The sequence below is a fragment of the Pseudomonas sp. genome, from assembly GCF_040514055.1.
GTDB lineage: Bacteria > Pseudomonadota > Gammaproteobacteria > Pseudomonadales > Pseudomonadaceae > Aquipseudomonas.
Map to the genome: position 1 here is coordinate 58,230 of NZ_JBEVDL010000099.1, position 14,072 is coordinate 72,301.

Here is a 14,072-nt window from a genome sequence, read left to right on the forward strand (position 1 = left end):
GCGCCGAGGCTCAGCATCGCTATTTCATACCTCATAACCAAATGTATCCAACACCTCACCCAGCCTCAACTTACAATGCGCCTTAAGGTTGTCGTCCATGTCCGTCCTCCAACGGCCAATGGACAGGCTCGGATTTTCAGTGGTCTTGTGCTTGGAAACACTCGCCACGTCGGAGAATACCGCCTGGCGGATACCGGCGACCGTGCTCGGGCCATTTTCCACATCAAGGTAATTCAGGATTCTACTGATTTCATGCTCAGGATCGAGAATCAGGTCTTCGTATTTTACATGCAGCGAGTGCCCCTTTCGCTCCAACCAGGCTTGCTGCATACGCCGAGCACCCGAGTTGGCGAGCACATCAACCCACTCGAAATCGTCTGCCACCGTATCCCTGCCAAAGGCCTTGGTTTTGCGCTTCTCATTGAATGCACGTGCAGAACATATTATGTCGCGAAAATCCCGCGTCAGGATGATTTCCTTGGGATGATCGAAGACATCAGCACACAGTGCGTTGATGTGATTGGGCAACGATTTTTCTGCAAAATACTTAGCCTGAAGCTTCCCTTCTTCCTCTGCAACTATTTCATAATATTCATTAATCTTACCCACAACCAACTGGGCAATGGACCGCACAACAGAAACATCGTAGTAATTTCGAATGGCCGAGGTCAATTTATATTGACCGATATACTCGGGATGACTATATGGATTATGCCCGATACTTTCCTGAGTGCCTTCAAACTGATCCGGGTGTGAAGAGCACTCCAAATCTGCGGGTGCGGCAACCACCTTAAGTAACTGCAACCAGTAAGTGGCCAGTTTGACTTCATAGGGGTAGAAATTGGTAGTCAGCACCTGCGGATGCTGGTTAAGCACCTGCATCAACAACGTGGTGCCACTCCTGCCGATAGCAGTTACTTGAACGGGCTGATACTTGGACTCGACCATCAGCTTGCTTTTCTTTTCGACCACAAGCTTATAAAGCAATAGCCGCTGACGCTCGCTAAACTGCTTGTCATCGTAGGATACAATGATTTCCAACTCGGTGTATTTGCTGAGTCCAAGCAGGCTCAACTCGCAATGAAACCCAACACAAGTGCCCGCTGCGGCAGGGATGGCACCTAATACGTCAGGTCTCGGTATATTGATCAGGGTTCGTTTGAGCACTTTACCCTGGTGTACAATTAGCGCCCGCGCCAACAGGATCCCATCTCCGGGGATAAACCAACCCACAATAGTCAGCACACTACCGTTGACCCAATCCTTAACCCGCGGGGCCTCCAAAAAAAGCGACTGGATCAGCCCAGGGCGGCGCGGCTGCAATTCAACAGCGCTCACCCGGACGTGGAAAGGGTCGACAGATTCTGTCATCGCGCGCGCGCTGGAATGCATCAAGCCCTTCCCTCCATGATTTCTTCGTTGCGCTTACTGATCAGCCCTGCGACGCGTGCAGGATTGCACTGAGCTCTCATTGTCCTTGCCGCCTCGACGCCAATGGCCGCGGCTTTCTCTGGAGAACTGAAAAGCTCGAGCATTTTTGTCGCCGCATCGGCGATATCCGGATCGGCCCAGACCTGGCCTTTCTGATAAGGGCCGATGTCCTCCAGGAGTTCTACCAAGGTGTAGTTGATAGGCACCGAGTTTTCTGGATTCATAAAGTCCACGTTGCCTGACCACGGGGTTGCAATCACGGGTTTACTCAGATACATGGCCTCGGCAATCGGCAAGCCGAAGCCTTCCGCACGGTGCAAGCTCACATAACAATTACAGGCGTTCATTAGATTATTGAGGGTATTGCGGTCCAAGTAGCCATCGATTAACTGGATACGTTTGTCGATTTCCATGGCGCCGTAGACTTCCTCAGCCAATTTCGGTTGTTTCTCGAGATTGGACAGCTTGATCAACAGTTTTACATCGAGGTCAGGCTGGCTGCCAAATGCCTGCAGGAAAGCCTGGATGACCCCACTCGGATTTTTTCGCTCCGGCATGCTGAGGGCATCCGACATGTGCAGGAAAATAAAAGTACTTTCGGGCAAATGCAGCTCTTCGCGGCTCAGGGGCTTTTCAATGTTCACCTCAATAGCCGGCGGGATCACGGTCACCGGTTTATCGGTGAATTGAGAAATGGCAATTCGATTATATTCTGTCGAAACCCATATTTCGTCGACCTGATCATAGGCGAAATGCAGAAATTCAGGGAATACCGGCATTTCCCAATACCAATAACCGATTGTATAGCGGTCGCGAAAAAGCTCGCTGCCTAAATGTTCTCGAGCAATCCGGCTCTGGTCAGCATTCACATGCATGAGATTAATGGGGTAATAAGCCTGATTGGTATGCCCCTCCAACACTTCCCCCATACGCGAAATATTGCCCAGTCGATAATCGATCAACGCATAGGGCAGGCCCGAACCACGAATCGCGCGTAATGAAGCCCTGGCCGCCTCACCCACACCGCTCTCGGCGTGCAAGTAGCCGATCAGGTTGATACCCGCCTCATTGCAGCGTGGCGGAGCCGGAAGCAGTTCGGGTCGTGGATAGGCGCGCTTAAGCACCCACCCCGCGTAAGGCGCCAAGGCAATGCGCATATTCAGCGGAATGCGACGACGTTGCCGCCAGATGGTGCGAAATGCACGACTGATCAATGACTCGCCGATGCTTTGCGGCTGGGCAGCAAGGGTCCCGCGAGCCCGTTCCAACTCCAGTCGAACCGGCTCCAGGTAAATGTGGGTGAAGCCAGCCTCACGTGGAGCCGCATCGAGAAACCATTCGGCAAAGCGGATGCTGTCGACGCTTTCAACTGCCGGGAAGGCCTCCCGCAAGTCGGCTCGTGAGCTCCACAACGCCAGGGCGAGCGCAGTCAGCGTGATACCGCCCTTATGCGAGGGAACAGCTTGGTTAAGGAACGAATGGATGCGCGGGCATTGGCTAGCATCGAAAAAGTCCACGCCCTCGAATTGCACGCCAGTGCGAATCAAGCGGCGGGCGGCATCCGGAACAGAGGTTCCATCGGCGAAATGGCTGAAAGCATAAGGCAAGGTTTTGAAATGCGAGATTCCGTTGCGGGTCAAGGCCTCTTCATAAAGCGTGCACAACTCGCGTAGCGGTGAACCGCGCGGGCCCTTTTCAAAGCGGCTCTGGTGCTTGCTGAGGGTGCTGGCGTCGATGGAAAAACCGGAGAAATGAAAGAACGTCAGCGGTCTACCCTCGACCGTAAAATGGCCGTCGCCTGACTGCTGCAGGTCGCGATGATTCAGGTTCCAGTAAGCAAGGTTCCAGCTTGGATCGCGGTTGACATAAACGCCGTCGAACATACCGGGCACCAAGTCCATCCATTTCTGGTCGACGAACAGGTTACGCGGCAGGTCGACGACGCACTCTTTATAAAGTTTCGCCTGCCACCACTTGACGAATTTACGCGTCTCAGGGCAGGCACGCAGCGCAATATAGCCCAGATTGTAAGTACCGGCTTGGAGAATACTCAACTCGGTCGGCCACTTTCCGTCATCGAGCAGGTCGGTAAGATGGGGCGTGAGCAGAACATTATACTGCTGGAGAAGACCGAGCATTTGGTCGAGCGAGCTGGCAACACGGATATCGGGATCAAAATAGATAACCCGCTTATATCCTCGATCCATTAACAATTCGACCACATAAGGCTTTATCGCCGTATTGAGCTCCAAGATCGAATACTGGTAGATAAACGTACCCAAATCGGGAATATCCAGCTCGCTAATCTCCACGATTTCGGCGCCTGGACACACAGTTTCCGGTGTTCGTCGATCGCACAACCCCAATACCAGGTCCGCCTGCGGACAAAACTCCTTGATGCTGTCGAACAGCGTATTGGCATAGTGCAAATAATTGTTAGAGACAATGGTGAAAACGCATACATCATTATTTGTGATTGAGATCATGCGGCATCCATTCTCAATGAGATTCTTTAACTTCACCGACAGCGCTCCACGAGCGCGCGGCAAGGGTTGCATGGAGAGTTTCTAACTCTTTGAGTTTTTCATCGAACGCCTCTTGCAAACAGCTATGCGCCTGTGCGGCCTCTGCCAAAGCGGTGTCTTTTCGATACATCTCATTTTGCAGGCTTTCGTAAGCACTGTTAGCCTCTCGAATACCCAAGCTGTGCTGCTGTAGCAAATTCGATAGATCGCTGTACTGAAGTTCATGCGCAGACATCAATCGTTGACACGTTTGGGACGCATCCAACAATTCTTCCTCCTTCCGACCCAGCAACTCTTGAGCGTGCTGCAACTCAGCTTCTTTCGCCTGTACGACCCCCGCCAGCGCCTGATAGGCATCTGCCGCATCTAACAGTGCTTGCTCCTTGCCAAGGCTTTGAACGTGAGCCAACTTCAATTGCTCTCGCAGGGCCTCCCTTTCATCAAGCAATAGGGCATTGAATTGCTCCAGCAAGGATGGCAATGACGCTACGCCAGGCTCCAAGGCATCCGCTGCGTGGTCGCTACCCAGTGCGCTCTGGGCGATATTTTCGCGGCGCCATGCCCCCAGTACCTTTCGCAACTCATCTTCTTTGATCTGGTAAGCAGCCTGAAGGGACTGGTAAGCGGTTGCTGCATCGGCAAGCGCCTGCTCCTTGTCGGCAAGGTGGCTAAAGGCAATTTGTAATTGCTCGCGTAAGTCCTCTCGTTCAGTGAGCAGGGCCCCATTGAACTCTTCCAGCAGACATTGTCCAGCCCGCTCAGGAGATTCCGTTGCGGGTAGACGCTCGCGCGCGCTACCAGTCCGGGCAATCTCCTCACCCTGTAGCAGCGTCTGCGCACATTGCAATTCGTCGGCTTTAACCTGGAAACTGAGTTGCAGGTCTTGATAGGCGTCCGCCGCTGCCGCCAAGGCAACTTCCTTATCAACGACTTGTCCTTGCGCCCCTTGGAGCTGCCGAGTCAACTCAAGCCTTTCTTCGTGCAACCTGGCATTGGCTCGCTCCAAGAGAATCTGCGGGTAGGTCTTGAACTGGTCGAACACATTAGGCGCGACCGTATTGCTACAGCCGGGTAGAGCCAGGCCTTTACGCTGATAGAACCTATTGAGGCCATCAAAATAGAAAAAAACATAGTGCCCCAGCAAAAGCGACTCCCATTGCTCATGGCACAGCCTGTCTGAATTGGGCCGTGTCGCTTCAATCACAATGAGCGCGGGAGCGACTTTCTCAAAGTCCGCCCCCAGCAGGACGTTTTTCTCAAAACCCTCCACATCGATCTTTAGAAAATCAACCTGTCGCGTACCGACATGTTCGTCCCATACCTGGTTCAACGTAACGACGCTGACACTGATTTCCTCCACCACCGCCTGCTCGCGCCGGTAGACCTCGGCCAATTCCGGATCCAGGGTGGAGGTACCGATGTCCTTGGTAATAGCCAAGCTCAGCTGGCCTGCTTGCTGACCGGCGCAGCATCTCAGGTTGATATCGCGCGGGCGCACAGCGGTCAATTCGTCAAACAAGACGGGCTGTGGTTCTAGATTGACCCCCTGCCAGCCCTTAAGATAAAAATGATGGGTGACCGAGTCATAAATAGGGTGGCACGCACCTATATCGACATAAAATCCATCTGACTGATCCTTGAAAATGCGCTCAAGGATGACGTCTTCAAAATTTTGAGCGTAACTGATCATTCTACTCATAGAACGGCTTCGACAAGACTGGCAGTCTGAATCGCGCCGTGCTCGAACGCTAGGACCGTATCAGTCCAAGTCTTCAGCTTGATTGGCGAGTGGGAAACCAGCACCAGAGCGCATCCTTGAGCAACGGCGTCCCTGACCGCCTCCTCGGATTTTTTCTGAAAGTCCTGGTCACCCACCGATAGCACTTCGTCGATCAGGAGCAAATCAACGTTCATCGAAAGGGCAACAGCAAAACCGAGACGAGCACGCATGCCGGACGAGTAGGTACCCAGCAGATCGCCCATCTGATCGCCTAGTTCACTGAATTCATGAATTTTATTCAAGCGCTGTTTCGTCTCTTTTAGACTCATGCCCATCAGCACTCCACTCAGTATGGCGTTGTCCCAGCCATTGAGACGCGGGTCGAAACCTGCCTGCAACGACAACAGCGAAACCCGGGCACCATGGTTAACCACTCGCCCCCGATCAGGGGCATAGATGCCGGCCATCAACCGCAGTAAAGTGGTTTTTCCAGCCCCGTTGTGCCCCATTATGCCAAGGCGCTGGCCTTCGTGGACCTTTAGGCTTACACCATTGATGACCGCGTGCGTGGAGGTGCGAAAGATGGATCGGCGCAGGCGGTACATCAAGTGCACCTCTTCCAATTCGAGGAGTAAGCGTGCCATGTTCAATCCTGAATGATGCGAGCGAAATGCCGATTAAGGCGCGAAAACAGCACGATCACCAGCGCGCTGAACAGCATCAGACCAAGCGTCATTTGTCCCAGCATGCCCCAGGCAGGTTGTTGCTCACGAATCAAAATGTCACGGTAGCTTTCAAGCAACAGATATGCCGGATTCAGATGCAGCAGCCACTGGTACTCGGCTGGAATCAGATCACGGCCGAAAAATACACCTGACACGAACATGCCAAGTTGCAAACAGGCCGGCACGATCACGCGCAAATCGGGCATATAGGGGGTCAGGGCGGCAACCAAGCCCGCGCAGGGCAGTGTCAGCAGGACCTGCAAGGCAAATATCACGGGGTAGTACAACCAGAATGCGCTCGGTAAGTAGCCCATCAGCCGCAGGCTGAGCAGCAACACCGCGACCACCACCAGCTGCTTTAGCAGATCCCGAAATATTTCCGCCAGGGGGAATATGCCTGTATGCAACGGCAGCTGCAGAATGAGTTCGCGGCCCACCAAGATCGACTGACTGGCATTCATGATGCTTTTGGAGAACCACAGCCAGTGCACCACCCCGACCAGCAGGAAGGCGATGTAATCGTCATCACCGTGTCTGAGCAGCACACCAAACGCCAAGTAGTACACCGCAATGTGCAGTGCAGGTTCGATTAGCCACCACAGGTAGCCAAGGCGCGTGCTGCGGGACTCGGATTTAAGGCCCATCCAGGATCTCAGCCAGGCGACCCGCAGAACGCGTGAAAGGGAATGATGGTTCGATGACGCAAGCTGCATGCAAAAGCCTAACTGAGGGAGTTGGTGAAGGGCGTGATCGTGGTCGAGGGCAACCCTGAAAGCGCTGCTGGTGTTCCTGTGAATCAGTGGCCGCTATGCCTGGGTTCCACAGGTCGTGCTGGGCTTCTGGCTGGAAACGCCTCGGCCAGTTCAGTGCTGACCCGTATGCTGCGCGCGTCAGAACGCGCGTCGCTAGCGGGGGATGAAAACCGTGCAGAGAGCCGGCCGTCAAGGCCATGGCTAGCCTGTAGCGCACCACCTAAGGACTCAAGGTCACTCATGGGCAAGGCAGCGTGTCAGGAAGTAACATGCAGGGGTTTGTGAACCACATTCGTTGCCGCTACCACAGTTCCTAAACTTCATTCGATGCTCCTGAACACTGCATTATCAGAACTGACCGAAGATTGACCGCTTCACGCTTGAAAACGTCACTTTTTCAGCGCCGCTGACACTTCAGCCGAGTGGTACGGGCGCGGCAGCATTCGCCACCGCCAACGCGGACGCATTTTTTCCGTAAACCACGCGGCAATGGGCCACGTGGCGCCAACCACTCTTGGGGGTGATGCTTTCCGGCTATGGAGGCCGCTACCGAGCGGTTTTCCGCGACGCTCATATCAGCGCCTCTCCACAAAGTAGCAGCTTTAACGCAGGACCTGCACAGCACCCCGCGCCGCAGGCGGATCCAACAGGGCAGGCCTGCTTCAAGCCGGCTGGTCCGCTCTTGCGCCCTTAAGCGAACTAAAGCAAACCGCGATCGGCGCGCTCACACGCGTTAAACTGCTGCCCCATCTCTAACAACCCGCTCTGGATCCTCTATGTTGCCCCGCCTTGCGCTTTTACTCCCGGTGTTCGGCCTGCTCTGCTGTTCACTCAGTCCAGCCAGCCTGGCCGCCACCTGGCTGGACAGCTCCACCCTGGTCGAACAACCCGGTTATGCCAGCATGTCCAAGGCCGAGCTCGGCGCCCTGCGCACGCGCCTGAGCGCCAGTCAGATCGGCGACTACCTGGGCGACCCGGACATCGGCTGGATAGTGCACAAGGGCGACCTGCGCATCGACGGGTCCTTCGACAACAGCCATGGCCTGGTGGTGGACGGCAACCTGACCATCGCCGGCGACTACGACGATTATGGCGATGGCATTGGCCTGCTGGTGGTGCTGGGCAACCTGCAGGTCGACGACCTGATGAGCTGGGGTTCGCTCTATGTGCAGGGCGACCTCAATGCCAGCGGGTTGGTGATCGCCGAGTACAACGACTTCACCTTCGAGGTGGACGGCAAGGTCAATGCCCGCGGCCTGGTCGTGCATGACAAGTCCAGCAGTTATGAAAGCGGTCAGCTGGGCTTTGTCTATGACGACATGGCCGGCACCGACGCCGAGCAGGCCGCGCTGGCCGTACGGCACCTGGTGCCTGAGCTCTACGATGTGGAGGAGTTCGAGGAGGACAACCCGCTGAGCACGCCGAGCTACGACCATGCCGTATCGCGTATGCGCGCCGGCGAGCCGTTGTTTCGCCAGCAGCCAGCCCCCGCCGCGTTGGTCGAGGACCTGAGTACCGCCCTGGGCTCCAACGCCAAAGCCAAGGTCGCGCTGGTGGGCAGTGACCCCCTGATCGATCGGGTATTGGCCGCCCATGCCGAGCTGGACAAGCCCCTGCGCAGTCGCCTGCTCGCCACGGCGGACCCGGAGGTGCGAAACCTGTTGGCGGCGCGCTCACCCGACGAGGACGTGGTGGGCGACCCGGACAAGGTCAGCCCCGAACTGGCCGAGACGGTCCTGGCCAGCGAGGCCCTGTCGCCGGCCCTGCTGGTGCAGTTGGCCGCCTCCCCGGACCCGCAGGTGCGGCGCCTGGTGGCCACCAAAAGCGACCTGCCGTCAGCGCAACTACTGGTCCTGGCGGGCGATGACGACACCGAGGTACGGCGCAACCTGGTGAGCATCGACGACAATGCCCAACGTTTGCCGCTCAACCGCCGCGAAGCACTGGCGCGGGATGCCGACGCCCAGGTGCGGGCGGCCATCGCCGCCACCCCGCTGCCGCTGACGTTGACTCAAACCCTGAGCAAGGACCCGGTGACCGAAGTCCGTGCCGCACTGGGCCGGTTGCTGGCCGAACAGACGCTGGGGGTGCGCGCCGGCGAGCTAACGACGCAGCAGCGCGAGGCCGTGGCCGACAGCCTGGTGCAGGATCCCGAGGATAGCGTCCGCCTGGCCGTGTTCCCGGCGCTCAGCCCCGAGCGCCAAGTCCAGGCCTGGCGTGACCCACAGCTGCGCCTGCGCAACGAAGCCTTGGCCGAGGTCGCCACCAGTGGCGAGTTGCTGGGGCTGCTGTTGACGGCGGCGGGCAAGGACTATGCGCAACACGAGCGCATCGCGGAAAACCCCGCGATCCCTCCCACCGTTCAATTGCAGCTGGTGAAAAATGCCGAGCCGTCGCTGCTCGGCGTCTTTTCCAGCCCGGATGAGGACGGTCCCGACGAAACGGCGCAAACCGCCCTGGACGAATTGCTGGGTAACCCCAACGTGACCGACGCGGCACTGCTGGCCACCGCCCGCGACGTGCGCCCCCCGCTCGAGACGACGCTGTACAATCAGCACGACCTGCCACCGGAGGCGTTGGCACTGCTGGATGAACGTTGGCGCGATTTTCCGCTCAACGAGGACTGGTCGTTGACCCTCATACTCCAGCGTCACGCCTCCCGCGAACAGCTGGAGATGGCGCTGCCACGCTGGTACGACAGCAATACCAAACTGGCGATTGCGCTCAAGACCCTGCACCGGCAACCGGATTCGGCCTGGTGGACGGCGATGGCGGCCAACCCGATCGAGGAGTTGCGCGAGGCCGTCGCGCACAACGTGAACTTGCCGGCCGCGCAGCTCGAAACCTTGCTGCAGGACCCAGTCGAAGACGTGGCACTGGCGGCGGCCTACAACCCCGCCCTGAGCGAAACAAGCCTGCGCCAAGTGGCCTTGCGCGATCCGGAGCTGGCGCTGGCCAACGATGCGGTGCCCGAGGCGCTACTGCGCGAGCTGGCGACCCAGGGCCAAACCTGGGAGATCCGCGAGGACGCCCAGGAGAAACTGCTGATTTTGCTCAAGCGCAGCCGCTAAGCGGTCCCGGGTCGTCGCGGCCCGGGCAGCTGCCGCGATGCCCATTACCATTACCCGGCGGCGACACCATTCGGTGGCGCGCTGAGCAACGTCCTACCTGCCCCTCTTCCCTTCGGACGTCGCCCATGTCGCGCTTGTTGGTTGCCCTTATTTCCCTGTGTGGCGGGTTCTGCTGGGCACCCAGCACTTCGAGCCTGGCCGCGGCCTGGGTCAGTAGTCACCAGATAAAGCTTAAACCGCTGTCCGCCACTGAGCGTCAACGCCTGAGCGATCGACTGGCCCCCCATGCCCTGCGCAATCACTTCGAGGAGAGTTATGTCGACTGGCAGATCCACCGGGGTGACCTGCGCATCGACAACTCCTTCGAGAACAATCAGGCGCTGGTGGTGGAGGGCGACCTGAGCATCGCCGGCGACTATGACGACCTCTACCGCGGCAGGTTGGTGGTGCTCGGCGATTTGCGGGTCGATAACCTGGTCAGCGAAGGTTCGCTCTACGTGGACGGCGACCTCGATGCCCAGGGCCTGGTGTTCGCCCAGAATGATGAGCGCAGCCCGTTCACCTTCGAGGTCAAGGGCAGGGTCAATGCCCATGGGCTGATCGTGAGTCGCAAGAACAGTCAGTATCGGCTGGGACAGGTCCAGTTCGCCCATAACGATGAGCGGTGGCTCGATCCCCCGCAGGCGGCATTGGTCACGCGCCACCTGCTGCCAGAAGTGTTCGAACCCCACCGTTACAACGTCGAGGGCGAGATGTGGACGGCTGACTTTGAGCTTGTCAGTCAGCGCCTGCACGACGGCCTGCCGCTGTTTCGTCAGCCAATGGCCCCCGCCTCGCTGATAGACGACCTTGCCGCCGCCCTGGACAGAAGCAGTGGCGACAAGGCAACGCTGGTTGGTCGCGATCCCCTGGTCAGCCAGGTGCTTGCCGCCCAGGCCGACCTGGAACCGAGCTTGCGTGCCCGGCTGCTCGCCGAGGGCGATCCGCGGGTGCGGCAATTGCTGGCTGCCCGCGCGCCGGATCCCGATGTGGTGGGCGACCCGGCCAAGGTCGACCCGCCCCTGGCCGAGGCCCTATTGTCCGGCGACGCCGTGCCAGCCACCCTGGTGGCGCAATTGGGCGCCTCCCCCGATGCCCGCGTGCGGCGTTTGGTCGCCCAGCATGCGGACCTGTCCGTGGCGATGCTGCTCGTCTTGGCCGCGGACAACGACCCCCTGGTGCGCGGCAACCTGCTGCAACACCCAGATCATGCCCGTCGCCTGCCCCGGCAGGTCCGCGAGCGGTTGGCCGCTGACCCCGACGCGCGGGTCCGTGCGGGAGTCGCGACCACCCCCTTGTCGCTGGCCCAGAGCCAGGCCCTGGTCCGGGATCCGGTCACCGAGGTGCGCGTGGCGCTGGCGGGCCAACTGGCCGAGCAGGCCCTGGGTATTTCGACCGGCGAGCTGACACAGCCGCAACGCGACGCGCTTGCCGAAACCTTGCTCAGGGATTCCCAGGAGGGGGTACGCGCGGCGGTATTCCCCGCCCTTGCGGTGACCCGCCAAGTGTCGGCCTGGCGCGATCCTCAGTTGCGCTTGCTCAATGCCACGCTGGCCAGCATCGCCACCAGCGGCGAGCTGCAGTCACTGCTGCTCGCCCTCTCCGACAAGGACTACGAGCTGCAGGAAGGGCTGGGGGAAAACCCGGCGCTGGCGCCAGCCGTGCAACTGCAGCTGGTGCGCCAGCTGCAACGCTGGCACGCAGCTCGCCGCGCGCCGCTGCCGGCGGGGTATGAGGGCTATCCGGCGTGGGTGGACTCACCAGGCCCGGCCGTCGACCATTTGCTGATGAGTACGGCGGTCAGCGATGCCGCCTTGCTCGCCATGGCGCGCCTGGCCCTGGACTCGCCTGACTCCTACCTGGCGGGCACTCTGCTTAGCCAACGGCAGTTGCCCGCCGAAGTCCTGGCGCTGCTCGCCCCCCACTGGCACAGCCACAGGGAGTGGGCACCCCGTGTCCTGGCACAGCACTACAGTCCCCGCGCACTGCTGCAGGCCAGCCTGGCACGCCGCTATGCGGAAGACCGCGCCCTGCTGGCCGCGCTCGAGGCCCTGCGCCCTTTGCCTGACTCGAGTTGGTGGCCCGCCATGGCCACCAGTGCGCTGCAGCCGCTGCGCAACGCCGTGGCCTGTAACGCTCACCTGTCCAGCGCCCAGATTGAAATCCTGCTGCAGGATGCCGACCAGGACGTGGCCCAAAGCGCCGCACTAAACCCCGCGCTCTCGGAAGTCGCCCTGCGCCAGCTGGCCGTCCGCGATCCGGAGCGGGCACTGAGCAACGCCTTTCTGCCCCCGCCGCTGCTGCGCGAGATCACCACCCAGGGGCCGACAGGGAAGATCCGCAATCAGGCCTGGGCGCTACTGGTGGTCGCCTTCAAGAAGCGCAGCCACTGAAACGGACGACAGCGACCCGAATACGGAACCCCCGTGCCTGACCGGCGTCTCAGGCCATGACCCATGGGTTCGCGACTGGCCGCCCCCGGGTCACTGTGCCAACATGCCCCTTTGCCGCGGCGCGCCGCGCCCACCGCCGCTCCTGAGGAACTGACCATGCAAGATGTCGTGATAGTCGCCGCCACCCGCACCGCCGTGGGCAGTTTCCAAGGCGCGCTGGCCGCCATCCCTGCCGTGGACCTGGGCGCCGCGGTGATCCGCCAGTTGCTGGCCCAGACCGGTCTGGACGGCGCCGAAGTCGACGAGGTGATACTCGGTCAGGTACTGACCGCCGGCGCCGGGCAAAACCCCGCACGCCAGGCCGCGATCAAAGCCGGGCTACCCCATGCGGTCCCGGCCCTGACCCTGAACAAGGTCTGCGGTTCGGGCCTCAAGGCGCTGCACCTGGGTGCCCAGGCGATCCGCTGCGGCGATGCCGAGGTGATCATCGCCGGCGGCCAGGAAAACATGAGCCTGGCCAACTATGTGATGCCGGGTGCCCGCACCGGGCTGCGCATGGGCCATACGTCGCTGATCGACAGCATGATCAGCGACGGCCTGTGGGATGCCTTCAACGATTACCACATGGGCATCACCGCGGAAAACCTGGTGGACAAGTACGGCATCAGCCGTGAAGCCCAGGATGCCTTTGCCGCCACCTCCCAGCAGAAAGCCGTGGCCGCGATCGAGGCAGGCCGTTTCGTCGAGCAGATCACCCCGATCCTGGTGCCCCAGCGCAAAGGCGAACCCTTGGCCTTCGTCACCGACGAGCAGCCCCGCGCCGGCACCACCGCCGAGTCGTTGGGCAAACTCAAACCGGCCTTCAAGAAAGACGGTTCGGTCACTGCCGGCAACGCGTCCAGCCTCAACGACGGTGCGGCCGCCGTGTTGCTGATGAGCGCGCGCAAGGCCCAGGCCCTGGGCCTGCCGGTGCTGGCACGCATTGCCGCCTATGCCAACGCCGGCGTCGACCCGGCGATCATGGGCATCGGCCCAGTGTCGGCGACCCGCCGCTGCCTGGACAAGGCCGGCTGGACCCTGGACCAGTTGGACCTGATCGAAGCCAACGAGGCCTTCGCCGCCCAGGCGCTGTCGGTCGGCCAGGAACTGGGCTGGGATGCGAGCAAGGTCAATGTCAACGGTGGCGCCATCGCCCTGGGCCACCCCATCGGCGCATCGGGCTGCCGGGTACTGGTGACGCTGCTGCACGAGATGATCCGCCGCGACGTGAAAAAAGGCCTGGCCACCCTGTGTATCGGCGGCGGTCAGGGCGTGGCGCTGGCCATCGAGCGCGACTGAGCAAGCCGGTCAGGCGGCCTGCCGTTCTGACATGAGCAAGGCCTACCCGCACAGGGGCCCCCTCCGCTACCCGCCGTG

The 14,072-nt window shown here is 59.9% G+C and carries 8 protein-coding genes; 3 read left to right on the forward strand and 5 right to left on the reverse strand.

What is annotated here, in order from left to right; all coding sequences use genetic code 11:
• Positions 1-24 precede the first annotated feature (24 nt).
• From ABWY06_RS25595 to ABWY06_RS25615, 5 genes are read right to left on the reverse strand one after another with little or no spacing between them, the layout of a single operon-like run.
• Entirely contained in the window at positions 25-1,392 is a 1,368-nt protein-coding gene (locus tag ABWY06_RS25595) for a sulfotransferase family protein (RefSeq protein WP_353928426.1), read from the reverse strand.
• Entirely contained in the window at positions 1,392-3,917 is a 2,526-nt protein-coding gene (locus ABWY06_RS25600) for a glycosyltransferase (RefSeq protein ID WP_353928403.1), read from the reverse strand. The genes ABWY06_RS25595 and ABWY06_RS25600 overlap by 1 nt, the downstream gene beginning before the upstream one ends.
• Before the next feature lie 13 nt (positions 3,918-3,930).
• A complete protein-coding gene (locus ABWY06_RS25605; RefSeq protein ID WP_353928404.1) occupies positions 3,931-5,655 on the reverse strand; it encodes an FkbM family methyltransferase in 1,725 nt (574 codons plus the stop codon).
• On the reverse strand, positions 5,652-6,320 hold the full coding sequence (locus ABWY06_RS25610; protein WP_353928405.1) for an ABC transporter ATP-binding protein: 669 nt from the start codon (positions 6,318-6,320) through the stop codon (positions 5,652-5,654). The genes ABWY06_RS25605 and ABWY06_RS25610 overlap by 4 nt, the downstream gene beginning before the upstream one ends.
• A gap of 2 nt (positions 6,321-6,322) precedes the next feature.
• A complete protein-coding gene (locus ABWY06_RS25615; RefSeq protein WP_353928406.1) occupies positions 6,323-7,045 on the reverse strand; it encodes an ABC transporter permease in 723 nt (240 codons plus the stop codon).
• Between the two features lie 884 nt (positions 7,046-7,929).
• On the opposite strand from ABWY06_RS25615, the gene ABWY06_RS25620 reads away from it, so the two are divergent.
• From ABWY06_RS25620 to ABWY06_RS25630, 3 genes are all read left to right on the forward strand, one after another.
• Positions 7,930-10,224 carry a hypothetical protein gene (locus ABWY06_RS25620; RefSeq protein WP_353928407.1) on the forward strand — a complete coding sequence of 765 codons (2,295 nt, stop codon included), beginning with the start codon at positions 7,930-7,932 and terminating at the stop codon, positions 10,222-10,224.
• A gap of 125 nt (positions 10,225-10,349) precedes the next feature.
• Entirely contained in the window at positions 10,350-12,656 is a 2,307-nt protein-coding gene (locus tag ABWY06_RS25625) for a hypothetical protein (RefSeq protein ID WP_353928408.1), read from the forward strand.
• 156 nt (positions 12,657-12,812) lie between these two features.
• Positions 12,813-13,994 (forward strand): acetyl-CoA C-acetyltransferase, encoded by a 1,182-nt coding sequence (locus tag ABWY06_RS25630; protein WP_353928409.1) that lies wholly within the window; start codon positions 12,813-12,815, stop codon positions 13,992-13,994.
• Positions 13,995-14,072: the final 78 nt, after the last annotated feature.

Bases quoted from the DNA above. Each gene is read 5' to 3' on its own strand.
- ABWY06_RS25595 (WP_353928426.1), bottom strand. From the start codon at position 1,392: ATGCATTCCAGCGCGCGCGCGATGACAGAATCTGTCGACCCTTTCCAC.
- ABWY06_RS25600 (WP_353928403.1), bottom strand. From the start codon at position 3,917: ATGATCTCAATCACAAATAATGATGTATGCGTTTTCACCATTGTCTCT.
- ABWY06_RS25605 (WP_353928404.1), bottom strand. From the start codon at position 5,655: ATGAGTAGAATGATCAGTTACGCTCAAAATTTTGAAGACGTCATCCTT.
- ABWY06_RS25610 (WP_353928405.1), bottom strand. From the start codon at position 6,320: ATGGCACGCTTACTCCTCGAATTGGAAGAGGTGCACTTGATGTACCGC.
- ABWY06_RS25615 (WP_353928406.1), bottom strand. From the start codon at position 7,045: ATGGGCCTTAAATCCGAGTCCCGCAGCACGCGCCTTGGCTACCTGTGG.
- ABWY06_RS25620 (WP_353928407.1), top strand. From the start codon at position 7,930: ATGTTGCCCCGCCTTGCGCTTTTACTCCCGGTGTTCGGCCTGCTCTGC.
- ABWY06_RS25625 (WP_353928408.1), top strand. From the start codon at position 10,350: ATGTCGCGCTTGTTGGTTGCCCTTATTTCCCTGTGTGGCGGGTTCTGC.
- ABWY06_RS25630 (WP_353928409.1), top strand. From the start codon at position 12,813: ATGCAAGATGTCGTGATAGTCGCCGCCACCCGCACCGCCGTGGGCAGT.